This is a genomic window from Corynebacterium guaraldiae, assembly GCF_053480195.1.
Genome location: NZ_JBRBAU010000012.1, coordinates 49,976 through 74,738, shown reverse-complemented (window position 1 = coordinate 74,738; position 24,763 = coordinate 49,976). Strand labels below are relative to the sequence as shown.

General features: G+C 64.4%; 18 protein-coding genes and 1 tRNA gene. 7 read left to right on the top strand and 12 right to left on the bottom strand.

The window, feature by feature from the left end; genetic code table 11:
* Positions 1–2: 2 nt before the first annotated feature.
* A complete protein-coding gene (locus tag ACUY3D_RS10145) occupies positions 3–1,199 on the bottom strand; it encodes a L,D-transpeptidase (protein ID WP_210384644.1) in 1,197 nt (398 codons plus the stop codon).
* Between the two features lie 318 nt (positions 1,200–1,517).
* On the opposite strand from ACUY3D_RS10145, the gene ACUY3D_RS10140 reads away from it, so the two are divergent.
* Positions 1,518–1,590, top strand: a tRNA-Lys gene (locus ACUY3D_RS10140).
* A 43-nt stretch (positions 1,591–1,633) separates the two neighbouring features.
* Here the strand turns inward: ACUY3D_RS10140 and ACUY3D_RS10135 are convergent.
* The 5 genes from ACUY3D_RS10135 to ACUY3D_RS10115 all read right to left on the bottom strand — a co-directional run bounded on the left by ACUY3D_RS10135 (position 1,634) and on the right by ACUY3D_RS10115 (position 5,714).
* A complete protein-coding gene (locus ACUY3D_RS10135) occupies positions 1,634–2,137 on the bottom strand; it encodes a 2'-5' RNA ligase (protein ID WP_070561406.1) in 504 nt (167 codons plus the stop codon).
* Positions 2,138–2,148: 11 nt separating this feature from the next.
* Positions 2,149–2,910 carry an ABC transporter ATP-binding protein gene (locus ACUY3D_RS10130; RefSeq protein WP_070562187.1) on the bottom strand — a complete coding sequence of 254 codons (762 nt, stop codon included), beginning with the start codon at positions 2,908–2,910 and terminating at the stop codon, positions 2,149–2,151.
* Positions 2,901–4,016, bottom strand: coding sequence for a FecCD family ABC transporter permease (locus ACUY3D_RS10125; protein ID WP_154762459.1), 1,116 nt, complete (start codon positions 4,014–4,016; stop codon positions 2,901–2,903). Before ACUY3D_RS10125 ends, ACUY3D_RS10130 begins: the two co-directional genes overlap by 10 nt.
* Positions 4,017–4,018: 2 nt before the next feature.
* Positions 4,019–5,167, bottom strand: coding sequence for an ABC transporter substrate-binding protein (locus ACUY3D_RS10120; RefSeq protein ID WP_070561410.1), 1,149 nt, complete (start codon positions 5,165–5,167; stop codon positions 4,019–4,021).
* Between the two features lie 268 nt (positions 5,168–5,435).
* Positions 5,436–5,714 carry a DUF3618 domain-containing protein gene (locus ACUY3D_RS10115; RefSeq protein ID WP_010191207.1) on the bottom strand — a complete coding sequence of 93 codons (279 nt, stop codon included), beginning with the start codon at positions 5,712–5,714 and terminating at the stop codon, positions 5,436–5,438.
* Between the two features lie 187 nt (positions 5,715–5,901).
* On the opposite strand from ACUY3D_RS10115, the gene bcp reads away from it, so the two are divergent.
* A complete protein-coding gene (gene bcp / locus ACUY3D_RS10110) occupies positions 5,902–6,372 on the top strand; it encodes a thioredoxin-dependent thiol peroxidase (RefSeq protein ID WP_070525341.1) in 471 nt (156 codons plus the stop codon).
* A gap of 3 nt (positions 6,373–6,375) precedes the next feature.
* Complete coding sequence (locus tag ACUY3D_RS10105; protein ID WP_070522336.1) at positions 6,376–7,014, top strand: TetR family transcriptional regulator; 639 nt, start codon at positions 6,376–6,378, stop codon at positions 7,012–7,014.
* 35 nt (positions 7,015–7,049) lie between these two features.
* Here the strand turns inward: ACUY3D_RS10105 and acpS are convergent, their stop codons facing one another.
* The 6 genes from acpS to ACUY3D_RS10075 form a co-directional block, all read right to left on the bottom strand.
* Positions 7,050–7,472, bottom strand: a complete 423-nt coding sequence (gene acpS, locus ACUY3D_RS10100; protein WP_070525340.1) for a holo-ACP synthase AcpS — start codon at positions 7,470–7,472, stop codon at positions 7,050–7,052.
* A 10-nt stretch (positions 7,473–7,482) separates the two neighbouring features.
* A complete protein-coding gene (locus ACUY3D_RS10095; RefSeq protein WP_070525338.1) occupies positions 7,483–8,235 on the bottom strand; it encodes an ATP-binding cassette domain-containing protein in 753 nt (250 codons plus the stop codon).
* 2 nt (positions 8,236–8,237) lie between these two features.
* A complete protein-coding gene (locus ACUY3D_RS10090; protein ID WP_448241048.1) occupies positions 8,238–9,296 on the bottom strand; it encodes an ABC transporter permease in 1,059 nt (352 codons plus the stop codon).
* Positions 9,293–10,288: a substrate-binding domain-containing protein gene (locus ACUY3D_RS10085; RefSeq protein ID WP_448241046.1), complete on the bottom strand. Its 996-nt coding sequence runs from the start codon at positions 10,286–10,288 to the stop codon at positions 9,293–9,295. The genes ACUY3D_RS10090 and ACUY3D_RS10085 overlap by 4 nt, the downstream gene beginning before the upstream one ends.
* 97 nt (positions 10,289–10,385) lie before the next feature.
* On the bottom strand, positions 10,386–19,337 hold the full coding sequence (locus ACUY3D_RS10080) for a fatty acid synthase subunit beta domain-containing protein (protein WP_448241044.1): 8,952 nt from the start codon (positions 19,335–19,337) through the stop codon (positions 10,386–10,388).
* Between the two features lie 5 nt (positions 19,338–19,342).
* The gene (locus ACUY3D_RS10075) at positions 19,343–19,513 is read right to left on the bottom strand and encodes a hypothetical protein (protein WP_186312178.1); all 171 of its coding nucleotides are present in this window, start codon (positions 19,511–19,513) and stop codon (positions 19,343–19,345) included.
* A gap of 37 nt (positions 19,514–19,550) precedes the next feature.
* On the opposite strand from ACUY3D_RS10075, the gene ACUY3D_RS10070 reads away from it, so the two are divergent.
* From ACUY3D_RS10070 to ACUY3D_RS10055, 4 genes are all read left to right on the top strand, one after another.
* A complete protein-coding gene (locus ACUY3D_RS10070) occupies positions 19,551–20,330 on the top strand; it encodes an HNH endonuclease family protein (protein ID WP_448241042.1) in 780 nt (259 codons plus the stop codon).
* A gap of 369 nt (positions 20,331–20,699) precedes the next feature.
* On the top strand, positions 20,700–21,683 hold the full coding sequence (locus ACUY3D_RS10065; RefSeq protein WP_070530021.1) for an ABC transporter permease: 984 nt from the start codon (positions 20,700–20,702) through the stop codon (positions 21,681–21,683).
* Positions 21,684–22,769 carry an ABC transporter permease gene (locus ACUY3D_RS10060; RefSeq protein ID WP_448241040.1) on the top strand — a complete coding sequence of 362 codons (1,086 nt, stop codon included), beginning with the start codon at positions 21,684–21,686 and terminating at the stop codon, positions 22,767–22,769.
* Positions 22,766–24,736, top strand: a complete 1,971-nt coding sequence (locus tag ACUY3D_RS10055) for an ABC transporter ATP-binding protein (protein WP_448241038.1) — start codon at positions 22,766–22,768, stop codon at positions 24,734–24,736. Before ACUY3D_RS10060 ends, ACUY3D_RS10055 begins: the two co-directional genes overlap by 4 nt.
* Positions 24,737–24,763 lie beyond the last annotated feature (27 nt).

Sequence of the window (24,763 nt, the reverse complement as noted above, 5' to 3'; positions counted from 1 at the left end):
CGCTACTGATTAGCGGTAGCGTTGCCCGCAGACCAAGAAGCCCAGTCCATGTTCCAATCACCCAGACCATCGAGCGGGCTCAGCACGCCGCCGCCGGTGTTGGAGACCCTCACAATATCGCCGCGCTTGACCGTGTTTTGGAACCACTGAGCAGCCTCAGTAGTCACGTTGATGCAGCCGTGAGACTGGTTGTAGCTACCCATCGCACCGACAGCCCAAGGCGCTGCGTGGACATAGATTCCGGAGTAGGACATCTGGGTTGCCCACTGAACGTCAGTCCTGTAGCCGCCGGCGTCGAGAGCCAGGCCGAAGGTAGTGGAGTCCATAACGAGGGACGGGTACTCGTCACCGATGACATAGGTTCCGTTCGGGGTATCCCACTGGCCATCCCTACCCATCGAGACAGGCAAACGGCGCAGCACTTCACCGTTTTTGAACACCGACATCATCTTCGTGTTGTTGTCGATCAGCGCGATGACGCGGTCACCAATGGTGAAGTTAGTGGAAGCATCCTCGCCGCCGTAGATGCCGCCGCCGAGGTTGCGGCCGTACAGGTCGACATCGACGGTCACTTTCGTGCCGGGTTCCCAGTAGTTTTCCGGGCGCCACCGCACTTCCTGGTTGTTGACCCAGTAGAAAGCACCTTCAACGGCAGGCTCGGTCTTGACTGTGATTGCCTCTTCGGCCGCCTTGCGGTCGGTGACGTAGTTTCCGAATCGCACGCCGATGACCTGGCCAACCCCCACCTCAGAATCCGGTATCGGACTCAAGGCCACTTCGGACACGCCTGCTGCCTGCGGGGTGGTGAAGGTGATGGTTTTATGGGTGCCGTCCTTGTCCGTGGCGTCGATGGTGTAGGTGCGGTTATACCCCAGCACTTCGGCGCTCTTCCACGTCTTCGAATCAGATGACAGCTCATCGTCCACTTCGATGCCGGCTTCGTTGGTCATTGTCACCGACTTAAGCCCGGCCGGGGACGTAACCTCAACCGGCTTGGAGGGATCTACGTCGCTCGCACCATCCTTGACGGAAAACTTCAGCTGCTTCGCCTTGGCGGCTGCCGACGCCGATGCTTCCGCCGAAGCGCTCGCTTTGACGTCAGCCTCCGATTGGGCAGTGGCCGGACCGGAATCCGCGGCACCACCAATGGTGCAGGCGGTTAAGAGTGAAGCGGTCGCAACGATACTCGAGAGAAGCATTGCGGGACGTGCGGAAGGGAATAGAGAATGCACACAAACCCCTAGCTCATAGAAAGACACAGACAATAATAAGAGTGCACATAGACTAACCGCACACGCACCCTACGAACCAGTTAGCGCCACCGCTCTTAACCGTTTCGTTACCCACCCGTCAGACTTCCACACCCGCGACTCTTTGAGAGAAGCATTTAGCCATGGCATTAATCGCGGAAAACACCCATTTACCTGGCGATTTTACCTTTTTACGAAGAGGGTGTTAAAGTTACATCTCGTTGCACGGCAGGCACTGAGGAAATCAGAGCCGGTCAGAGACACCAAGCGCCATTAGCTCAATTGGCAGAGCAACTGACTCTTAATCAGTGGGTTCGGGGTTCAAGTCCCTGATGGCGCACAGTTTAAGCCCCTCACCCCCGTGGTGAGGGGCTTTTCCGATCCTAGCCCAAGACCTCGAGCTGCTGCGTTTTGGGGCGCCACCACGCGGCCTGCGCCGCCGTGAATTCCTTGTGCTCAAAGGTCGAGATTTCATCGAGCGCCCGCATATACTCCGGCACCATCGCTCGCGGCAGCCGCAGCCCCATCGTCAGGTGAGGGGTCCACCGCGGGCCCCTCCCCTCCGGGTTCGAGGCACTGAGGCGGCGCGCGGCGGATTCCAGCTCATCCGTGGTTTCTAAAAGCCACGCCACGGTCTGTTTACTCTTCGTCCCAAAGACCACCGTGCCCACGCGGCGAAAGGCCGCGGGCAGAAGCGGCGGGAGCAGGTTGCGGGCCTCGTCGACGACTGCGGTCTCGAGCGCCGGCGCGAACGTCACCGTAATGTGCGGGCGCTGGTGCTGCACCGGAAAGCCACGCTGAGCCAGGGCAGCATAGACGTCCCGGATGGTGTTTTCATCCTCCGGGGTGAGGTATAACAGGAGGTTCTCGGGCGAATTTCGGCTCACACGGCCCGAGTCTAACTAACCTCCCGCAGCGCCACGACGGGTTGCCCGCGGTGGTCCAGCACATCCGTCTCTACGCCGTAGACCTCGCGCAAGAGTTCCTCCGTGAGCACCTCCCCCGGCGCGCCATGGGCGCGGGCCTTGCCACCGTGGAGCACGACGAGCTGGTCGCACATCCGAGCCGCCAGGTTGATGTCATGAATCGCCACCAACGCGAGGCTGCCTTCCTCCCGAGCTTTTGCCCGCACGCGACCCAAGACGAAGAGCTGGCGGTTGAGATCGAGGGCGGAGGTGGGTTCGTCGAGAAGCATGAGCCCAGGGGTCCCCACCAGCATCTGCGCCACGGCGACGAGCTGGCGTTGGCCGCCGGAGAGCTCGTTGAGGTAGCGCTGCGCAATGTCGTCGAGCCCCATGGAGTGCAGGACCTCGGCGGTGCGGGTGATTGGGTCCTCGCACGCTTCGCGTCGCGCCGCAATCAGCACCGCCTCAAACGCGCGCAGCGCCGCGGTGTGCGGCAGGCCCTGCGGCACATAGCCGATGAGCTGGCGGCGCCGCTGTCCGCGCGGGCTCTGGCCGTCGACGCGAAAGTCCACCGTGCCGCCCCGCGCGCGGTGCACGCCGGCGAGCGACTTAATGGTGGTGGTCTTGCCGGACGCGTTCGGCCCCAGCAGCCCCACGACCTGCCCGCCGCGCAGGGTGGGAAGGCTCAGCCCGTCTACCACCGTGCGCGAACCATAACCGGCGGTCAGATCGGTGATGGTGAGTTCTACGTCCACAATGCCCTCCTCCGGGTCATGACGATGGCAATGAAGAATGGCACGCCCAGAAGCGAGGTGACGATGCCGATGGGGATAGCCAGCCCGGGCTTAATCAGGAGGCTTAGCGCGTGGGCGGCGCACATCACCGCCGCGCCCGCGGCCATGGAGGCCGGCACGAAGTAACGCTGGTCCTCACCCACCAACATGCGCGCAATGTGTGGTCCCACCAGCCCGATAAATCCGATGATGCCGGCGAAAGCCACGGTGGTGGCCGCGACGAGCGAGACCACGACGAGAACAATCACGCGTAGGCGGGAGGTGTTGATACCGAGGGCGGTGGCGCGGGCGTCACCAAGCCGCAGCGCCGTTAGCCGCCACGACAGCGCTCCCAGGATGGGCAACGCCACCGCAAGCACGCCGGCCAGCACGGCGTTGGCCTGCCAGCTAGCGCGGGTGAGCGAACCCATGGACCAAAAGACGATCTGCTGGAGAGCCTCGCTGGAGGAACGGTATTGAATGAGCGCCAGCATGGCCTGGAAAAAGAAGACGAGGCCGATGCCGAGCAGCACCATCGTCTCGGACTTCGCACCGCGAATAACGGCGGCAACGACGATGATGGCCGTGGCCAGCGCCGCCGACAGCCACGCGATGAGCGCGAGGTTGAACTGCGGCTGGGCCAGAAGCTGCCAACGCAACACGATGGCGCTGGCTCCGCCGAAGGCAGCCGCCGCGGAGATGCCGAGGGTAAAGGGCTCCGCCAGCGGATTATCCAGGATGGTCTGCATCTGCGCGCCAGCCAGTGACAGGCTGGCGCCGATAAGCAGCGCCATGACGGCCATAGGCAGGCGCAGGCTCCACAGGACTGTACGCGTTTGCTTGTCGACGCCTCCCGGATCCACCATCCCCCGCAGCACCTGCCCCGGGGTGAGGTCGATGGCGCCAACGATCACGCTAAGAACGAATGCGGCGAGCGCTACGACGATAAGCCCAGCGACGATGGCGATGCGGCGGCGGGTCACGCGGGAGTGCTCGCGTGCGAGGGCCTCCACGGGAAGCACCGCGGTTTCTGCGTGCGTGGTCCGTTCAGGGCTTGCCGAGCGCGCGGTTGAGGTGAGAATGCTCATGACTAGTTGGTGCTGAAGAAGGTTCCGTCGCCGGGGACGGGCGAGTATTTCTCTTGGGCTTCGGCCCATTCTTTCTGAACGTTGACGTCTGCGTAGTCCTCTGGGTGGAGCCACGCGGCGATCTGAAGGAGTGCCAGGTAGTTGAAGGGCGAGTTGTAGAACTGGTGCCACAGGCCGTGGAGGTTGTGCTCCTTGACGGCAGAAAGATCCTCAAAACCAGGTTGGACGCCGGCCAGCGAAGCGGCGCTCTCGTGGGCATCCTTTTCGCTGATGCCATAGCCGGCGGCAGCGAAGCCGGTGTGGCCCTTTGCGTTATCCACTTTGGCGGACCAGTCGCCGCCGGTGGCAATGATCATGTCGGGATTGGCGTCGATGACCTTCTCCGGGGTCAGCGCGCCGGACTCACCCTCGATGATGCCGTCTGCCACGTTCTTTCCACCGGCGACGTTGACCAGCTCAGAAATGTTGGAGTCATTCCACGAGCCGCAGCAATCGGAGACACCCGCTGCGCGCCACACGAAGGTGGAGGGCTTGTCCTGCGCTTTCGTGGCGCGCTCGGTTACCAGATCCACGTTCTTTTGCCAGTCCGCGATGAACTCCTCCGCGCGGTCCTCGTGGCCGAAGATATCGGCGAAGATTTCCATGGTGGGAATGGTGTTCTCCAAGGGCTTGGCGCGGAAGTCCGTGACGGCATAGGTCAGGCCGGCCTGATCCAGCTTGTCGGTGAGCCCAGCGGTCTGGGAGGCCTCGTACTGATCCTTGGAGAGCACGATGAGGTCCGGGTCGAGGCTGATGAGCTCCTCCACAGTGACATCGCCCTTGGTGAAGCCGCCGATTTCCGGCAGCTCGTTGACTTTGGGCGTGGTCTTTTCCAACTCGCGGTAGTAGTCGGGCACATTCTGCTTCAGGTCCGATCCGATGGCCACGACCTTGTCCAGCGGGTCTTCCTTGTTGAGGATGCCGGTGGCAAAGACGCTGCGGCCTTCTCCCAGGATGACGCGTTCCGGCGCGTGGTCCAGCTCCACCTGGCGGCCGGCAAGGTCTGTGAAACTCACAGCGGCAGTCCCCTGCGCTCCCGTGGCCTGCTCGCTGCCGGCATCGGCATTGTCGGAGGCACAGCCCGCCAGCGCGCTGGCCAGCGCCGCCACCATGGCGCACGCCCCTACTACTCGCCCGGCGCGCGGACGGGATGCCTGGCCTGCAGGCGTCGATACGTGAAGCACGATTTCTCCTTCAAACTTTGGTCTTATGGTCTGTTCGGAGGTTCATACTACACAGACAGGTAAGGCTACCCAAAGCCGGCATAGGGTAGGCAATGCTTCCAGTAACGCATACGGAGCACAAAAATGCCCCACCCCGGGGTATTTCCCAAGGCAGGGCCTCTAGGTATGCAGTCGCGCCCAACGGCGCTAACCGGCTCTAGCGACGCTCAGCGAGCAGGCGCTGCAGTTCCTTGATATCGGACTTGCGGCGCTTGGAGCGGAAAACGGAGAAAGCGATAAGGCCTACGACGGCTGCACCAACGCCGGCGAGCGCCATCTGCACATTGCGCTCCTGCAGCTTCTGGGTTGCCGCGCCCTTAGCGTCCTCGACGAAGTTCTGCGGCTTGCTGCGATCAGCCAGCTCATCCAAGGTGCTAGCCAGCTGACGGCGGGTGCGCTCGATGTCGCGCTGGATATCATCAATGTTGCGTGCCACGTGAATCTCCTGAATTTGGCTTCGTTCGGTGTTGTTGCGGTTAGTGTATTTCTAACCGTTGTGGTTCTAACGTCGACATTCTACATTGACCGCCAGCTCCCCTGCAGAGTTGGCCAACGTTTGTTTCACCCTCGGTGGCGTAGATTCGCCAGATAGCCTCCCCGTAGGGCACGGTAAGGTAGACAGCATGACTGAAGCACAACGACTGTCCGTAGGAGACAAGGCTCCCGCTTTTTCCTTGAGCGATGATGCCGGCAACACCGTAAGTCTGAGTGACTATGCTGGCCAGCGCGTCGTGGTTTACTTCTACCCGCGCGCCAACACCCCTGGCTGCACGAAGGAAGCCTGCGACTTCCGCGACAGCCTGGAGCAGCTCAATGACATGAACATCGCCGTGGTGGGAATCTCCCCTGACAAGCCCGAGGCACTGGCAAAGTTCCGCGAGGACCATGAGCTCAACTTCCCGTTGCTGTCTGACCCCGACAAGGAAGTCATGACGGCTTATGCCGCTTTCGGCGAGAAGAAGAACTACGGCAAGATCGTCCAAGGCGTTATCCGCTCCACGTTCCTCATTGAGGAAGACGGCACTATCGGCCAAGCCATGTACAACGTCAAGGCCACCGGCCACGTCGCCCGCGTGCTTAAGGGGCTCAACTAAACCGTGGAATCCAGCTCGAAGTCACCGGAGATTCTGGTCCCGAGGCGTCGCCCAGCGCAGGCGCGCAGCCGGGCCAAGTATGACCGGATCTTGTCCTGCGCGCGGGAGACGCTCGTGGACTATGGCTTCGAGTCCTTTACTTTCGACGAAGTCTCGCGCCGCGCGGAAGTGCCGATTGGCACGCTCTACCAGTACTTCGCCAACAAGTACGTGCTGATCTGCGAGCTTGACCGCCAAGACACCGCGGAGATGTTGGCTGAGGTTGAGCGCTTTTCCCAGCGCGTTCCGGCCCTGCAATGGCCGGACTTCCTCGAAGAATTCATCGACCGCATGGCTCGTGTCTGGCGCAACGACCCCTCGCGCCGAGCGGTGTGGCATGCCGTGCAGTCCACACCCGCAACCCGTGCCACGGCCGCCGACACGGAGCTCAGCCTGCTCAAACCCATCGCGGAAATCATCGAGCCTCTTGCCCAGGGAATGGACGCCGATGCCCGTGTGGAGATCGCCGCCTTCCTCGTCCACACCGTGGTTTCCCTGCTCAACTACAGCACCATGCGCTCCGAGGAAAGCTTTGATGGCGTGGTGGAAGAGATTAAGCGCATGCTCATCGCCTACCTCTTCGCCATCGCCACGAGCGCCTAGCCACACCCAGCGAAGCCAGGGGCGCCCAGGCGCGTTTAGCGCGAAAGGTACACAATGGCGGTGGCGTAATCACCATCGTGGCTGATGGACAGCGCCGTGGAGAAATCCCCCAAGGACTCCCGCGCGAGGCGGGCAATCTCACCGCGCAACTCGAGTGCTACTCGCCCCCACGCATCCGGGCGGACCTCAATCTCCGCCCAGTCCACGGCTTCCTCTGCGATGACCGGCGGGTGCCCGTAAAGCGCTTGCGACCACACCTTGATGAAAGCCTCCTTCGCCGCCCAGCGCCCCGCCAGGTGCTGCGCGCGGGCAGCACCGCTCAGCCCCCGGGCCTGCGCCACACGCAATTCGGAGGCGCTGAAAACCTGCGCGAAGCGCGTGCCGGGAAGCTCCAGCTGCTGGGCAAAGGAGGGGATGTGCACCAGGTCGGTGCCCACGCTCACGCCACTTTTTGTCATGCGGGCAAGCTTAGCGTGCCAGCTCCTGCTTGAGCTCCTCCAGCTCGTCGCCGCCCGCCATCCACTGGGTCAGCTCCGGCAACGTGACCTCCTCCTTGGAGGCGTCCAGCGACATCTGCCCCACCGTGAGCACGATGAAGTGATCGCCCACGAGGTAGGCGTGCTGCGGGTTGTGCGTAATGAAGACCACGCCCATGCCGCGTTCGCGGGCGGCGTCGATAAAGCGCAGCACCATGCCCGACTGCTTCACTCCGAGTGCTGCGGTGGGCTCGTCCAGGATGATGTAGCGCGCGCCGAAGTAGATGGCGCGGGCAATCGCCACCACCTGGCGCTGGCCGCCGGAGAGCGCGGAGAGTTCCACGGAGACGTCGCCAAGCTCAATGCCCATTTCGGACAGCTGCTCGTGCGTAATGCGCTTCATCTCTTCCTCACGCAAGCTCCCCAGCGCCCCGGTAAGTTCCTGGCCCAGGAAGAAGTTGCGCCACACCGACAGCGAGGGAACCAGCGCCAAATCCTGGTACACGGTGGCGATACCGGCGTCGAGGGAATCGCGGGGGCTGGTGAAGTTCACCTCTTCCCCATCGACGGTGATGGTGCCACCGGTGGGCTGGTTAAGTCCGGCCAGAATCTTGATCAGCGTGGACTTGCCCGCGCCGTTATCACCCAGCACGCAGGTCACCGCGCCCTCTTTCACAGAAAGGTTGATGCCGCGCAGGGCGTGGAAGTTGCCGAAGGTTTGGGAAATATCGTGCAGCTCAATCATGGTTATCGCTTCCTCGTAAAGTTGGCCACCGAGGTGTTCGTGAGCACAGCGAAGAGCAGCATTGCACCGAGGAAGAACTTGAACCAGTCGGGGTTCCAGCCGGCGTACACGATGCCCTGGTTGGTCATGCCGAAGATGAGCGCGCCGATGGCTGTGCCCACCGCGGTGCCGCGCCCGCCGGTCATGGAGCAGCCGCCAATGACCGCGGCGATGATGTAGAGGAACTCGTTACCGATGCCCTGGCCGGCCTGGATGGAGTCGAAGGCAAAGAGGGTGTGCATGCCCACGAACCACGCCGCGAAGCCGACGAGCATGAACAGCGCCACCTTGACGCGGCGCACGGGAACGCCGACGGCGCGGGCGGCTTCATCATCGCCGCCCACGGCGAAGATCCAGTTTCCCCAGCGCGTCTTGTACAGCACCCACGAGGCAATGGCGACGAAGAGGATCCACCAGATGACGGTGGCGCGGATGCTCAAGCCACCGATGTGGATGGTGCCGGCAAAAATGACGCGGGCCGAGCTGAATCCTTCCATGTCAGCGATGGTCGGGGTGGCCACCTGGCCGGTCACCAGCTTGGTAATCGCCAGGTTAAGGCCCTGCAGCATGAGGAAAGCCGCCAGAGTAATGAGGAAGGAATCGATCTTGGTGCGCACCACAAGGAATCCATTGAGTGCACCGATGGCCAGCGCGGTCAACAAGGAGAGGCCCACGCCCACCCACGAGTTGAGGTGGAAGTTGTAGTTAAGCATGGTGGCCACGAGCGCCGCGGAGGTCACCGCCACGCCGGAGGACAGGTCAAACTCGTTACCAATCATGAGCAGGCCCACTGCCAGGGCCACGATGCCCAGCGTGGAGCTGGCGTAGAGCACCGTGGAGAAGGCCTCCACCGAGCGGAAGGCGGGCGCCACGATCATGAAAAGGACGAAGATGACCACCGCGCCGAGCAAGCTGGCCAGTTCCGGACGACGGATGAGGCGCGCGAAGCCGCTGCGGCGGGTCAGGCGGGTATCGGCGGGGTTTGATTGCGCCTCGTCTGATGCAGTCGTGGCTTCACTCATCGCAGACCTGCCTTAGCGGATTCGGAGATGATGTCCACGTTGGTGGAGTCCACGAAGGAGGGGCCGGTGTACACGGGGCGTCCGCCGCCCAATGTGGAGCCGTTGCGGTGTGCCAGCCACAGCGAATCGACGGCGAGGTAGCCCTGCATATAGGGCTGCTGGTCGACGGCCCACTGGATTCGCTTATCCGCGATGGCGTCGACAAGCTCGGCGTTGGTGTCGAAGGTGGAGACCTTGGCTTTGGAGGAGGCGTCGGCAACCGCGTCGGCGGAGCGCATAGCCACGGAGGCCTGCAGCGCCATCACCCAGTCGATGGAGGGATCCTGGCTCAGCTTCGCGTTGATGGTGGACTGCGCGGCGGTCAGATCCTTGCCGTTGACGTACAGGAGCTCAACCTTGCCGTTGTCCAGCCCCTTCTTCACACCGGCGCAGCGCGACTCCTGCGAGGAGTTGCCTTGCTCGTGGATGACGCACAGAACGTGCTTGGCGCCATCGTCTTTGAGTCGCTCGCCGGCCTTGGTGCCGGCGACCTTCTCCTCCTGGCCGAAGAAGGCACTCATTCCGTACTTCTGGTAATCATCCATGCCGGCGTTAAGCCCCACGGTGGGGATGCCGGCATCGGAGGCCTTCTTGGCCACCGGCCCAATCGCCCCGGAGTTTGGCATGGTTACGGCGATGCCATCCACGCCGGAGTCGATGGCGGACTGCACCAGGTTAGCCTGGTTGGGTGCTTCGGGGTCGGAGGAGTAGCGCAGCTCGATATTGTCCTTGCGAGCGGCATCCTCCGCGCCCTTGCGCACGAGATCCCAGTAGGTATCCCCCGGCGCGCCGTGGGAAATCATGGCGACGACAAGGCGTTCGGTGTCGACGCCACCGGCTAGCTCGCCGTCAGCTTCGGGGCGGGGCGCGCCGCCGGTGGCCGAACATGCGGTAAGTACGGCGGCGGCAGCGACCGAGATGAGACCTAACAGTGGTTTCTTAGCATTTTTCACCCTTGCATGGTGCCCCAGATTGGGGGACTTCTCCAACCCGTCTGACCTGCTTCTTTATCGTTCCAGAGGGTGCACGCTGGGGATATTCCAGCGCCTGCTACCCCCGTTGAGCCGTGCTTCCTCCCTCTGGATCCAGGGTGCCTCCGCGCAAGCGCGCGGACTCGCTCAGCAGCACTGCGGCCTCGCGCTGCGCTACCTCGGCGGCTGTGCCCGCCCCCAGGTTGCGGTTCACTGGCCGCTCGTACAGCGCTGCTCCACCTCGCATGGCCTTTTCCAGGCACCGCACGCCGCGCCGCTCGCGATCGGAGGCGGCCGCCCGCCAGGCTTCGGCCACGCCCTCACCCTGCTCCCGAGCCAACGCAGCATAAAACGCACCCGGGTGAACCAACGCGATAAGGGCAGATACGTGACCGAAGCCCAGGGAGGTCACCAGGCCCGCCTTCGGCGGGGTGCGGCGCAGGTCCAACGGCTGGCGCAGCCACAGCAGGTGCGAGTGACGGCGCAGCACGGGATCGACGCAGTCAAGGGAACGATTCGGCGGGAGAATTCCGCTGCGCAGCACCTGAGACAGCCCCACCAGCTGGAAGGCGGCGGCACCGCCCTTGGCGTGCCCGGTCAGGCTCTTCTGCGATATCACATACAGCGGGTTACCGGGGCTGCGGCCGAGTGCGGCGGCGATGCGCTCGTGCAGGTCAGATTCGTTGGGGTCGTTGGCGTTGGTGGACGTATCGTGCTTCGACACAACTGCGATATCGTCCGCGCCCACTCCGAGGGCCTTCAGCGAGCGGGCCAGGCGGGAATCCTGCCCGCCCCGCGCCGCGGAGAGTGCGCCCATGCCCGGCGCGGGGATGGAGGTGTGCGCGCCATCGGCGAAGGACTCGGCAAAGCCCACCACGCCGAGAACCGGCAACCCCATCTGTGCCGCGAAGGTTCCCCGGGCGAGCAGGATAGTCCCGCCGCCTTCGGACTCCACGAAGCCGCCGCGGCGGCGGTCATTAGCGCGGGAGAAGAAGCGATGCTCAATCCCCTTCGCCGCCATCTCCGCGCTATCGGCCGTGGCTGCCATGTCACCGAACCCGGTGATCCCCTCAATCGACAGGGCATCGATGCCGCCGGCCACGACGAAGTCGGCCTTGTTAAGGCGCAGCTTGTCGACGCCCTCCTCCACCGACACCGCCGCCGTGGCACACGCGGCCACGGGGTGCACCATCTGGCCATAGCCGCCGACATAGGACTGCATCACGTGCGCAGCAATGACGTTGGGCAGCGCTTCCTGGAGGATGTCATTGGGGCGCGGCTGGGCCAAGAGCTTATCGACGTACAGCGAGCGCAGCGCCTCCTGGCCCGCCATGCCGGTGCCCTGGGTGGAGCTCACCCGCGCCGGGTGGACGTGGGCTAAGAGCTCGGCCGGACTAAAGCCCGCCGACAGGAAAGCCTCCACGGTGCACACGAGGTTCCACAGGGCGAGGCGGTCGAGGTTATCCACCATGTCCGCGGGGATGCCATAGACCTGTGGGTCGAAGCCCTGCGGTATCTGGCCGCCCACAAAGCGGGTCATGGCCACGCGGCGCGGTACGCGCACCGGGGAGCCTGCGGGCCGGGTGACCTGCCATTCGACCTCACCGTTCGGATCAGTAACGCGGCGCAGCGTAGCGCCTTCGCAACTATCAACGAAGCTGCGCGCTGTCTCTTCGTCCTGCACGGTGAAGCTCAGCGGCTTCTCCAAGTAGATGGTGGTCAGCTCGGGCGCGAGGTTATCCACCATGGGCAGGTGCGGACCGAAGTCATCGTGGAAGCGGCGCACACCAATCCCGGCGAGGACTTCGTCGTGGAAGCGCGCGTAGACGTCTTCCTCGGCTACCTCTTCTCCTTCGGCCGTCAGCCATCCGGCTGTGCGCTCATCCCACCTGATGAGCCCGCGGCTCCACGCCAGCTCCAACACTCCGGCGGCGGACAGGTCTCCGCCGACCTCCGCCTCAAAGCGAGTACGCGATGAACCCAGCGGGCCGAGCTCGCCGGCCCCGACGATGACCACCATGTCCTCGAGGGACTGCGTCACGCCGTTGAAGTCTGGGCTGGTGCACTCGGCAGGTCTGAGAACGTTCGGCAGGGCCTTTACCGTTCGCGGCGCCTTCCCTTCGCGCAAACTAGCGGCTGCGCTCGATGCGTCGCTGTTCTCGGGTTGCGCCGCGCGGGCCAGCTCCGCCAAGTCCAGCTCGGCCTCGGCCAGCCCGCCGGTGAGGTCAGCGTTCAGCGGTGAGGACGCTGCCTGGGCGCGGATGTGGGGGGAGGCGGTGGCGTCGATAAGCTGCACCGCCATCTCCTTCGCCGAGAAGGTCCGCACGCCGCGGGCCTCCACCTGTGTAACCAGCGGGTCGTTGCCGCCCATCAGGCCGGTGCCGCGCACCCACCCGATCTGGGCATGCACCAAAGAGGTCCGCGCACCCCAGCTGGATTGCTCGGAAGACCAGCGGTTAACCAGGGCGTCGAGGGCCGCCTTGGCCTCGCCGTAGGCGCCATCGCCGCCAAAGCGTCCGCGGTTGGGCGAGCCCGGAAGCACCACGTGCAGCCGGTGGCCCACGTGTGTATCCGCGCCTACGCCAGACAGCGACGCGATGAGCTTCTCCACCGACCACAGCAGCAGACGCATCTGGGACTCCGCCCCTGCCCCGGCATCTGCAAGAGTGCCGGCCACACGCGGCGCGGCGAAGGGGAAGAGCAGATCCGGCACGTAAGCAGGCTTGAGCTGCACAGACTTTCCGCCGACGGTGGCGGTGCGCTCCGCCGCAATCCATTCCGCGAGCGCATCCACGTCCGCGAAGGAATTGAGGTTCGCTGGGACGACCCACAGCGCTGCCGCGCCGACGGCACGGTGGCGATAGAGCTGCTTATAGAACTCAAGGCGCTCGTGGCTTAGTTGGGAGGTCGTGGCGATCACGGCCGCTCCTTCCGCGAGCAGCTCGCCGATGAGCTCGGCGGCAATCGAACCCGGCGAGCCTCCCGTCACCACGGCCACCTGGCCGGTGAAGAGCAATCCGTCGGCCGGGGTGTGGGCATCGCGGGCTAGGTCCTCATAGCCGAAGTGCTCGGCCAGGAGCGCAACCTCCTCGCCGGTGCCCAGCACGTCCAGCTCGGGCTCTGCTTCCCCGGCGGCGGCCGCGCGGGCGATGTCCTCGCGGGCGGTGGCCCAGAGGTCGTCGAGAAGCACTGCCTTGCGCGCATCGAAGGCTGGGGCGACTTGTCGCTGCCAGTCCGGGCCGAGCTCCGCTGCAACGAGCTGCTCCAGCTCCGTGTGCGCGGTGCTATCAACCTCGTCGGTTGGCGCCACCTCGCGGCCCAGGGCGGCGAGTGCCGCGCGGGCGGAGTCCTCCAGCGCCGCTTCGAGGCGCTCGGTATAGGCGCGCACCGCCTCCGGGTCCACGGTCTCGGTCGGCGTGGCCAAAGCTTGCTTCTGCAGCGAGACTCCTTCGCGCTCGCCGGCGGCGCTCACGGAGGCGTCGATGAGCGCATCGAGCTCAGCAACCGACGCCGCACCGGTCATGGGCAAGCTGGCCAGCTCCCCGCCGCGCAGCGATGAGCCCTCGCGCGTGCCCAGGACCAGCTGTGCAATAGCGCGATCGGCCCAGCCCGGGCCCAATCCCCAGGTACTGCTCACGTACTCGGCCACGTAGCTCGGCTTCTTGCCCGCGGGCCCGGTCAGCCGGGTGAGCGCCTGCGCGACGTGCTCCGCGAGGACCTCCCCAAACGTTGCGTAGCCCGGTGCGCGCTGCGCCACGCTCTCCGCCAGCTGCAGGATGGGTGCGTCCGCCGCGTTCTCGATGGCGCTGATGCCGAACTCCACGCCGAGGTCAACGAGCAACTGGTTGCGGCGGGAGGACACGCCTTCCACGAGGGTTTCGATGGAATCGGTCGCCGTCATCTGATCAGGCCGGACCTTGGTCCACAGCGCGATGAGCATCTCAAGAGCCTGGTGCACGCTGAGCGGGCGATCCTCGACGGCGGCTGGGGCCTCCTCGCGCGGGGCGTGCACCGTTTCTTGCTGGTGTGCGCTCTCGGATGGCTGCCTCGACTCGGGCTCATCTGCCTGTGCTTCGACGGCGTCCGCAGAATCCTTCGCTGCTGACTCGGGTGCCGTCTCGGCGTCTTCGGCAAAGACCCGCCCACGGTCGCGCTCATAGTTGAGCACCTCAATGCCTGCGCTGCCCGCATACTGGGGCAGGCGCAGTGTTTGGCCCAGCATATTGGTCAGCGTCGGCGCGGTGCCAACGCCAACCTCGATGAAACGCTCCACGCCGAGCTGCCCAAGGATCAGCTCCTGGGTCTCTATCCAGCGCACCGGGGAGGCAAACTGCCAGGCCAAAAGCTCGATGAGCAGGGTGCGGCCCAGGCGCGCCGGGCATGCCATGGCACCATCGAAGTCCACGAGGATCTCCTCGATGGGCTCCGAGTCCACCACTTCTGCGATGGCCTCCACGAACTCGCGGCTGAGCGCAAAGGGCCGCGCCACGAGGTTAGGGATATAGCGCCCCACCAGCGCATCGAGGTTGATTTCTTCAGGGATGAGTGCGTCGAGGTGCGCGCGGAAATCAACCACACCGCCCACTAAGCGGGAGGAGTGGAAGGGCACGTCAATCCCCGGGATGGGGATGACGGCACGTTGCCCGGGGGCGCGGCGCTCGGCGTCGTTCGCCAGCGCATCCAGGCCCGCCTTCGTTCCGGCGACCGCGTATTGGCGCCCGGCGATATTGTGGTTGACCACTTCGAGGAACTCACCCGTCTCCGCGGCCACACGGACGACATGGGCGAAGGCCTCGCTCGCGCTCATCCCCATCTTGTGCGGGCGCAGCGCCGCCAAACCATAGAGGGACTGGCCAGCGGAATCGCGCTCGACCAGACGGTGCATGGTCAGCCCGCGGACATAAACAATATCCAGGACCGCCTCCAAGGACAGGACCCCAGCATAGGCGGCCAGGGCGTTGTACTCGCCCACCGAGTGGCCAGCGAAGAAGGCACAACTTTCAAGGACCCCGGATTCTTTAAGCGCTGCAATCTGTGCGCAGCCCAGCGTTGCCATGGCCACCTGTGTGAACTGCGTCAGGTAGAGCACGCCGTCTGGGTGGGTGAAGGTCTCACCATCCACCACCACGGTGTCGGGGTTGTGGCGGACGATCTCCAGGATGGAAAAGCCCAAGCTCTGCCGCGTGTGCTTGTCCGCGCGCTCCCACACCGCGCGCGCCGCTGCGGATTCCGCATAGTCCTTCATCCCCATCCCCGGGGATTGGATGCCCTGGCCGGGGAAGGCATAGAAGGTGGTGGGGCTGCTCATCGTCGCTCGCGCTTGCAGCACCGGCACGCCCTGGCTGGTGGCGGTCACGCTGCGGACCTCGCCGTAGCCGCCGCGCTTGTCGACGCCCACCCGTTCCACCTCGAACTCCACCTCACTGCCTGGCAGCACGGGTGCAAGCCAGGTAGCGGACCACTCGAGGACGCGGGCGCCGTCAAAAGCCGCGGTCGCCTGCGCCAGCGCCGAGGTCCACATGCCGTGGACGATGGGGCCTTCACGATGCCCCGCCAGTGCCGCTGCGTTCGCGGACAGGTGGATGGGGTTCCTATCCCCCGTTACCACGGCGAAGGGCAGCAAGGATTCCGGTGCCACCATGCTGGTGCGGTGGCGGAAGGAGCGCGGAGTCTCCCGGAAGGAGGACTTTACGCTGTCGTCTTGACCGCTTTCTTGTGCACCATTAGTTGTGGCGCGCGCGAGCTCGAGCGCAGCGCCACCGCGCCGCCCGGTAATCAGGAAGCGCTCGTGCAACTGCGCGAATTCATGTTCTTCTCCGCGCACGGCGACGTTGACCGCAACGCTCACGTCGACGAGGCGTCCCGAGGGCGTATCGCGTACCTCCTCCAGCTCGGCGGTGTAGCGCAGGTCCAAAGGCTCAGCTCCCGGCGCGGTGCTGCTGCGAAGCAGATCCCAGGCGTGCGGTGTGAGACTCAGCGCGTGCTCGAGGTGGACCAGGTCGAGAAAGCCCTCTACTACCGGCTCCCCTGACACCGTATGGGCGCTGGACAGCACGGCAAAGGTGGCAGGCCAGGCGGGGCCGACGAGGACATCGGGCGAAACAGTAGCGCTCGTCTCCCCGCTTGTCACCGCCGCGTAGTGAGCGATGTCGGTGGTGCTGAGGTGAGCGCTGACCGTCGTGGTCCCAGAGTCGACGTCGGGCAGGTCACCGCCGACGGCCTGGCGCAGCAGCTCCCGCATGGCTGTCTCGGCATCCTCGACCTTAACGAGTGGTGAGGCACCCGGTATGCGCGGCGGGGTGATGCGAACGCGCATCGAAGCATCGGACTGGAACGGGACCGTCAACCACATAGCGCCGTCACCGGCAGGTTCGAGCCTCACGCCGCGAAGGCCAAGGCTCAGCGGGTTGGGCTGCTCGCGCCCGGCCCAATTCAGGCCCGGGGCGCTGCGGATGAGCTCTTCGTCGCTCATGTTGAGCTCGTCCGCAAGCCCCTCGTCGAACTCTGCGTCGGAGGCGTCGAGAAGCGCGAGCACCGCCTGCTCAAATCGGGCAAGCACCTGCGCCACCGGCTCGTTGGCCTGCGCGATTCCCTCAACGGCTGACGTGCCGGGGATGATGCAGACCTCGTCGGCGTCGTAATGCTCATCGTGGGCCTGCCACAAGGTATCGTGGCGCCAGCGGCGGCGTACGTCAGCATCGATGACCGGCACAAAGTTTGCGGGTTTGCCCGGACCGTCCACGAGTTGAATGAACCACGCGGCGTCGGTCGGGTGCAGCGCCGCGTCACCGTAGAGTTCCCTTAGCTGAGCAACTGCCTCGGCAGGGTTTTCGCGGTCAACCTCAACGCACAGCTCGATCTCGCCGTGATCGGTCGGGTGAAGGCGGGCTTCGGCGCGAGCCACCATGCTCGTAAATCGCCTCAACCAGGATTCATCAACCCAGCCGTCCAGGTAGGACAGCTCAAGGTAGCGCTGGAGCCACTCGGCATAGGTCATCTCATCGAGGTCCCCGAAGTAGGGCTTGCACGTGCGCCCGATGGCCTCAATGATTTCCGCGTGGCGGGTCTCCACGGCCGCAACATCACCGGCCACCTCATCCAGAAGGCGCCCGGCGCGAGCGAAAGAGTTATCCAGCTCATGGATGTCCGCGCCCAGGTCCGAGCGGCCCGACACAACGTCCCCGCTGTGCGCGGCGACAAGAGCCTGCTTCACCGACTCGGATGCGGTGGATTCCTTCGCCGCCATGGCAGCGGTGCCCACCATGATGGCATCGACTGGGGCTGCGGGCAGGCCGAAGCGCTGCGCCCACGTACCCAGGAGGTACTCCGCGCCACGCGCCGGGGTGCCGATTCCCCCGCCGACGGCGAGGAGGACATTGTCGTGCTCACGGATCCGCGGGTAGGAGGCGGCCAGAACATCATCGAGGTCCTCGAGAGAATGGTGGCCGCCGGCCGCGCTACCTTCCAGCTGCACGATGACGGTGGTCTCGGGGAGAGCATCGGCGATACGGAGCACCTCCTCCACCTGCGCCGAAGTTCCCGGCTTGAAGGCGACCCAAGGGATGTTTGCCCCGTGGAGCTTCTCCACCAGCTCCACGGCCTCCTCCACAGGAGGAATGCCCGCGGAAATCACCACGCCGTTGATAGGCGTTCCTGCGGCGCGCGCTCGCAGAATCGAGTTTGGCCCCTCAATTTGGCGGCGCCACTGGGAAGCCGCGAGATACAGCGCGTTGAACTGGGCATTAACCCCTGGCTTTAAGAGCCGGCTCAAGGTGCTCAGGTTCTCCTGCAGGATGTCATCGGTGTGCTGACCCCCGCCGGCCAGCTCCGCCCAGTGCCCAGCGTTGGCGGCCGCGGCGACGATGGCCGGATCCACCGTGGTGGGGGTCATCCCGGGGAGCATGACCGGTGAGTAACCAGTGGCCTGCGTAAAGGCAGTCATCAGACGCCCGTCTGCCACTCGCGGCGCCCACTCGGACCACGCGCGGGGCAGGGCCGGTGCGCGGCCCGGCTCCACCAGCTGGGCCAACCCTTCCGATGTAGCAACGGCCAGCGTGCCCACACCGCGCCCGGCCACGATATCCCGAGTCAGCGGCTCCACCCCGCGGGCGGGCCCGATTTCCAGAATCCAACGCGCCTCGGCCTGAAGCGCTGTGTCAACGCGCTCGGGCCAATCCACGTAATCGGTCAATACCGCCCGCGCGAGCTGCGCGGTGGGCTCAGGATCCAGTCCGATCCGGTCCGCCCAGCTTTCCACCTGGTCCACCGCAAACTGCATAGTGGGATGGTGGAAAGCGGCTGACACGTCAAGGTCGGAAACGGTAACTGCGGCGGTCTTCCCTTCCGCCCCTTCCGCCTGAGTCGCGTCCTCTTGCAGCGCGGCCTTCACTCGGGCAAGTTCAGCCGGTGTTCCGACGATGACGAAGCGCCCCCGCCCATTGTCGAGCCCGATGTGGGCGCCGGCGTCGAGTAGTTGCTGCTTCGTCGCGCCGGTCACCGCCGCCATGGGCGCGCCCTGCGGGGTGCGGACCAGCCCAGCACTGCGTGCGGTTGTCTCCAGAGCCGCGCCGATGAGGCGTGCCAGCGCCAGAGCCTCGGCTGGGCTCATGCGTCCCTCAACGACCGCCGCGGCAAGCACGCCCTGGGAATGTCCGATGCTGGTGACGGCATCCTCGAGTTCTATTCCTTGCGCACGCAAAGATTCGAGGACCGCTAGCTGCGCGGTGAGGATGCCGGGGGTGGAAAGCGAGGCGTCGGCAAGCGCGTGCGCCCACGCCGGCTCCTCGTCTGCCCAGTCCAGAGGCGCAAACCCGTGCGGAGTGGCAGCCAGGAGTTCCTCCTCCAGCGGGGCAAGGAGTTCCTCGGCCGCGGAGAGGAACGCCGCTATCTTGGGTCGGACGCCGGTGGCGAGGGCATCGCGCAACGTCGGCAACCAGGCATAGCCCTGACCGGAGAAAGACAGCGCAAAGGGCTCGGAGCCCAAGCGCGCGGACAAAGGCAACAAAGGCGCAGAGACGTGAAAATCAGACACCTGCTCTACTCCCCCAAGGTGTGGGCGACGAGTTGAACCGCCTCTTCGAGGGAAGACTGGGGCTTCGGCTCAGGCGCATCACAAAAGACCTGGCAGGCGTGGTCCGGGACAACCTCGGCGGAGCGCGTCAGGCCGCGTTCAGCGAGGTACTCGTCAAAGAACATATCGATACTCATACCGTGTGCCGATTTTACCCACTAGGATCAATGCGTCATGGCCACTCGTACCCCGTTCTTCATCGCCGCGCTGCTCAACGCCGCGGTGGCTGTGCTCGTGGCGATCGGCCTGCTCCTTCCCGCCCCGGCCGCGCCCCCAGTGGCGTCGCCAAGCGCGGCACCTACACCACCCACCGCGCAGGAGAGCCCAACAGAAGAACCCTCCGACGTAACCACGCACACACCAGACATTGCGCCAGAAATTGCCGAGGCGCTCGCCGCCTTAGATTCCTTGGAGGTCAAAGGCCGCGCGCCCAGGACCGGCTATGAGCGCGAAGAGTTTGGCCAGGCGTGGTCCGATGACGTCACGGTGGAGTTCGGCCACAATGGCTGCGATACCCGCAATGACATCCTCCGCAGAGACTTGGCCCCAGAGAGCCTCGTTCTCAAGGAAGGCACCCACGACTGCGTGGCACTTTCCGGCACCTTGCACGATCCTTATTCGGGCCAGGACATTGAGTTCCAGCGCGGGGCGCAGACATCACGTGCGGTACAGATCGATCACGTTGTGCCGCTTGCCGACGCCTGGCAGAAAGGCGCCCAGCAATGGTCACCAGAAAAGCGCCGCGACTTTGCTAATGATCCCCGCAACCTCCTCGCCGTCGATGGTCCCCTCAACCAGCAAAAAGGCGCTGGCGATGCCGCCACGTGGTTGCCGCCCAACAAAGGATTTCGCTGTGAGTATGCGCGCCGCATCGTAGAGGTGAAGGCGGCCTATGGAGCCTGGGTCACGGCAGCGGAGAAGGATGCGCTTCGTCAGCTACTGAATGCTTGCTGAGTATTTTTACCCCTTTTAGATGCCCTGATACCCCTCCCGCTACCCCCGAAATTATGCGCATAATATTCACTCGCCCCTAAACGGTTATGCAGGGTTTTCGACGGCGGGAACCTTAGTGCGCACTGCACCTACATTCCTCACGCCCGATAATTTCTATAGGCCTATTAATATGTAATAAATGCAACCTAAGGACGTGCAGGCAGCACCCCCATGAAACAAAAAACAATAAATCTTTCCCTCCTGTCTCACATTTCTTTTAATATGTGACACAGCACCTAGCCTGAGGTCTAGGTCACATGGATGCCGTGAGGTTTCACGGCATCCATACTTCCCAAACCTGTTGAGACCACACCCTGCGAAGGAATAGTGATGTTCAAGTACATCATCAAGAAGACCGCCAGCTGGCTGGTAGTCATCTTCCTCGCGACTAATATCGCGTACCTCCTGGCCGCAACCTTCCTTGATCCCCGATCAAATTATGTCGGCCGCAACCCACCGCTCGGGCCGGAAGAAATCGGCCGAATTCTCACGCCACTCGGCCTCAACCCGGAGACCCCTCTCATTGAGCGCTGGTGGGGATGGCTGTCCAACATCATCTTCCACTGGGACTGGGGTACCTCCCCTCTCGGTGACCCGGTTAGCGCACAAATCGGGCACCGCGCGCTCGTCTCGGCACAGCTGCTGCTCGTGGCCACGATTCTCTCCGTCGTCATCGGCGTCGCCCTCGGCGTCTACACCGCCTCCCGCCAGTACAAAGCGGCCGACCGCTTCTGGCAGGGCGTCTCCATCATCACGATGAACACGCACGTCGTCGTGGCTTCCATCTTGGTCGTCGCCGGCGGCCTGTGGATCAACCGCGTCACCGGCCACCGCGTGGTCTACGTAACGGGTGCCTCCAGCCTCGGCGTCGAAGGCTTCTTCCCCAAGCTGCTGGATATGGCGCAGCACCTCATCTTGCCGTCCATCTCGCTCATCATCATCAGCTACGCCGGCTACCACATGATGCAGCGCACCCTCCTGCTGGATAATTTGAACGCCGACTATGTGCGCACCGCCCGGGCCAAGGGCCTGACGCGCTCCCAGGCCATCCGCAAGCACGCCCTGCGCACCTCCATCATTCCGGTGGCAACCTCCGTGGCCTTCTCCGTTCCCGGAATCTTTACCGGCGCCATCATGACGGAAACCATCTTCGCGTGGAAGGGAATGGGCCAGTACTTCATCGAAACCATCAGCCGCAACGACGTCAACGGCACCACCGCCGTCGCCGCCTTCGGTGCCGTCATGATTGCCTTCTCCGCAATTCTGGCTGACCTCGTCGTCGTCGCCCTCGATCCGCGAGTAAGGGTGAGCTAAATGTCTCCAGAAAAGAAATCCACGTCGCCACGCTCCGAAGCGCGCCACACCGAGCGCCACCGCCGCAACGACCTCGCTATCGATACGGCAGCTGATAACCTCGGCGTGCGCCCGCATGCCGCCACTGCGGACTTTTCACCGCAGACCGAACCCAGCGCCCAGTCCGCGCTCGGCTCCGGCGTCGACGTCGATGACGCGCAGCGCAAGCAATTCTCCAGCAGTGATTTCCGCGGCACCTCCAAACTCAAGCTGTACGTTCGCCGCTTCTTGCGCAACAAGGCGGCTGCCGTCGGCCTCGTTATCTTCGTGCTACTCGCGCTGCTCTCCATCTTCGGCAGCTACCTCACCCCGTGGTCCTTCGACGAGCCTGACTTCTTCAACCTCTCCACCGGGCCTTCCCCGGAGCACTGGTTCGGAACCACGGACTCTGGAAACGATCTCTTTGCGCAGACCGTCCACGGCTTGGGCCGCTCGCTGATCATCGCACTCATCGTCTCGCTGGCTTCTACCCTGATCTCCGCCTTCATCGGCGCGGCCGCGGCCATGTACGGCGGCGCGGTGGAAAAGGTCATCCTGGCAGTCATTCACTTCTTGCTGGCTATCCCGACCTTCCTGCTCATCGCCCTGGTGGTGTCTGATTCCGGCGGCGACTGGAAGCTACTCATCGTGGTGCTCATCGCCTTCGGCTGGATGTATCCGGCGCGCGTCATCTGGGCCATGGCGCTCAGTGTGCGCGAGAACGACTATGTCCGCGCCGCGGACTACATGGGAGTCTCGCGCCTGCGCACCATCTTTCGCCACGTGGTTCCCAACATCGGCTCGCTGCTCATCATCCAGGCGGCCCTGGGCGTGGTGTCCACCATCATGTCGGAGACCGCACTGTCCTTCCTGGGCTTGGGCGTGAAGCTTCCCGACGTCTCCCTGGGCACCCTCCTGGCCGGCGGCGCCAACGCCGTCGAGGCCTCGCCCTGGCTCTTCTACTTCCCCGCAGGCATCCTCACGCTGCTGACCGTCTCCATGGCGTTCATCGCCGACGGCCTGCGCGATGCCATTGACCCCAACTCGAACTCCGGAGGCCGAGCATGACCCCGCAGAATACTGCACACACCGCCAACGCCGTCCCGGCCAGCCGCGCCACCGACCCCACTGCATCCACCGAGCCAGTGCTGTCCGTGCGCAACCTCACTGTCACCTTCCCCTCGGAGGCCGGCTCCGTCCACGCGGTGCGTGGCGTCGACTTCGACCTCATGCCGGGGCGCACCCTGGCGATTGTGGGCGAGTCCGGCTCCGGTAAGTCCGTGACCTCTTTGGCCGTCATGGGACTGCTGCCCGACTACGCCAAGGTGGAAGGCTCCGTGGTCTATGCCGGCACCGAGCTCATTGGCAAGTCCGACAAGGAAATGTCGAAGATCCGCGGCAAGGATATCGCCATGATCTTCCAGGATCCTCTCTCCTCCCTGACCCCGGTGTTCTCCATCGGTGACCAGCTCATCGAGGCCATCCAAACCCACCGCGATGTCTCCACGAAGGAAGCGGAGAAGGAGGCCATTCGCCTGCTCGAACTCGTCGGCATCCCGGAGGCGAACAAGCGCGTGAAGTCATTCCCGCACGAGTTCTCCGGCGGCATGCGCCAGCGCGTCGTCATCGCTATTGCCATGGCCAACAACCCGCGCGTCATCATCGCCGACGAGCCCACCACTGCGCTCGACGTCACCATCCAGGCCCAGATCCTGGAGGTCCTCAAGGTGGCCCAGCGCGAAACGGGCGCCGCGGTCATCATGATTACCCACGACATGGGTGTAGTCGCCGGCACCGCCGACGACGTCCTGGTCATGTACGCCGGGCGCCCGGTGGAGCTGGGCGATGTCGACACCATCTTCAACAACCCCAAGATGCCCTATACCGTGGGCCTTCTCGGGTCGACGCCGCGCGTGGACAAGGCCACCGACGAACCACTGACCCCCATCGTGGGTACCCCGCCGCAGCTTATCGACGTCGCCGCCGAATGCCCCTTCGCGGACCGCTGCCCAGTGGTGAAGGATGAGTGCCGAACCTTGGAGCCCGAGCTGCGCGCGCTTGACGACGTCCCCGGGCACTTCGCCTCCTGCCTGCGCTCCGATGAGATCAAGGACGGCACCATCGGCGGCGAGCGCATGTACCCGTTGCCGAAGATTTCCGCCGATACCTTGGGCGATACTCCCTACGAGCAGCGGCCGGTTACCTTGGAGGTCAAGAACCTGGTCAAGGACTTCCCGCTCATCAAGGGAGCGATTCTCAAGCGCCGCGTCGGCACCGTCCATGCGGTCAAAAACGTCAGCTTCGATGTGCACCAAGGCGAGTGCTTCGCCATCGTGGGCGAGTCCGGCTCCGGCAAGACCACCACCCTGCTGGAAATCATGGACCTCAACCCACCCGAGGGTTCCACCATCGTGGTCAACGGCACCAACACCTCCGGTTTGAGCGCGTCGGCACGCCGAAAGCTGCGCAAGGACATCCAGATCGTCTTCCAGGACCCGATGAGTTCGCTCAACCCGCGTATGACCATCCGCGAGATCATCGCTGAGCCGCTGGAATCGCTGGGGTACGAGGGGGACGTCGGCCAGCGCGTGGCGGAGCTGATGCAGCTCGTCGGTCTTGAGTCCCACCAGGTGGACCGCTTCCCCGGACACTTCTCCGGCGGGCAGCGCCAGCGCATCGGCCTGGCCCGCGCTCTGGCCACCAACCCCTCCATCGTGGTGCTCGACGAGCCCGTCTCCGCACTCGATGTGTCCATCCAGGCCGGCATCATCAACCTGCTGCACGACCTGAAGAATCGCCTAGGCATCTCCCTGGTGTTCGTCGCCCACGACCTCTCCGTGGTGCGCCACCTCTCCGACAAGGTCGCCGTGATGTACAAGGGCGACTTCGTGGAATACGGCCCCACGGACGAAGTCTTCGACAACCCGCAACACGCCTATACCCGCGCGCTGCTCTCCGCCATCCCGGTGCCGGATCCAGCCGTGGAACGTGACCGGGTACGCGAGATTTACCAGCCCGCCGAAACCCCGGCTTAGCAAGACTTATAACTAAATACTCACCTT

Bases quoted from the DNA above. Each gene is read 5' to 3' on its own strand.
- ACUY3D_RS10145 (WP_210384644.1), bottom strand. From the start codon at position 1,199: ATGCTTCTCTCGAGTATCGTTGCGACCGCTTCACTCTTAACCGCCTGC.
- ACUY3D_RS10060 (WP_448241040.1), top strand. From the start codon at position 21,684: ATGTCTCCAGAAAAGAAATCCACGTCGCCACGCTCCGAAGCGCGCCAC.
- ACUY3D_RS10125 (WP_154762459.1), bottom strand. From the start codon at position 4,016: ATGAGCATTCTCACCTCAACCGCGCGCTCGGCAAGCCCTGAACGGACC.
- acpS (WP_070525340.1), bottom strand. From the start codon at position 7,472: ATGACAAAAAGTGGCGTGAGCGTGGGCACCGACCTGGTGCACATCCCC.
- ACUY3D_RS10075 (WP_186312178.1), bottom strand. From the start codon at position 19,513: ATGAGTATCGATATGTTCTTTGACGAGTACCTCGCTGAACGCGGCCTG.
- ACUY3D_RS10095 (WP_070525338.1), bottom strand. From the start codon at position 8,235: ATGATTGAGCTGCACGATATTTCCCAAACCTTCGGCAACTTCCACGCC.
- ACUY3D_RS10065 (WP_070530021.1), top strand. From the start codon at position 20,700: ATGTTCAAGTACATCATCAAGAAGACCGCCAGCTGGCTGGTAGTCATC.
- ACUY3D_RS10070 (WP_448241042.1), top strand. From the start codon at position 19,551: ATGGCCACTCGTACCCCGTTCTTCATCGCCGCGCTGCTCAACGCCGCG.
- bcp (WP_070525341.1), top strand. From the start codon at position 5,902: ATGACTGAAGCACAACGACTGTCCGTAGGAGACAAGGCTCCCGCTTTT.
- ACUY3D_RS10055 (WP_448241038.1), top strand. From the start codon at position 22,766: ATGACCCCGCAGAATACTGCACACACCGCCAACGCCGTCCCGGCCAGC.
- ACUY3D_RS10120 (WP_070561410.1), bottom strand. From the start codon at position 5,167: ATGGTGGCGGCGCTGGCCAGCGCGCTGGCGGGCTGTGCCTCCGACAAT.
- ACUY3D_RS10090 (WP_448241048.1), bottom strand. From the start codon at position 9,296: ATGAGTGAAGCCACGACTGCATCAGACGAGGCGCAATCAAACCCCGCC.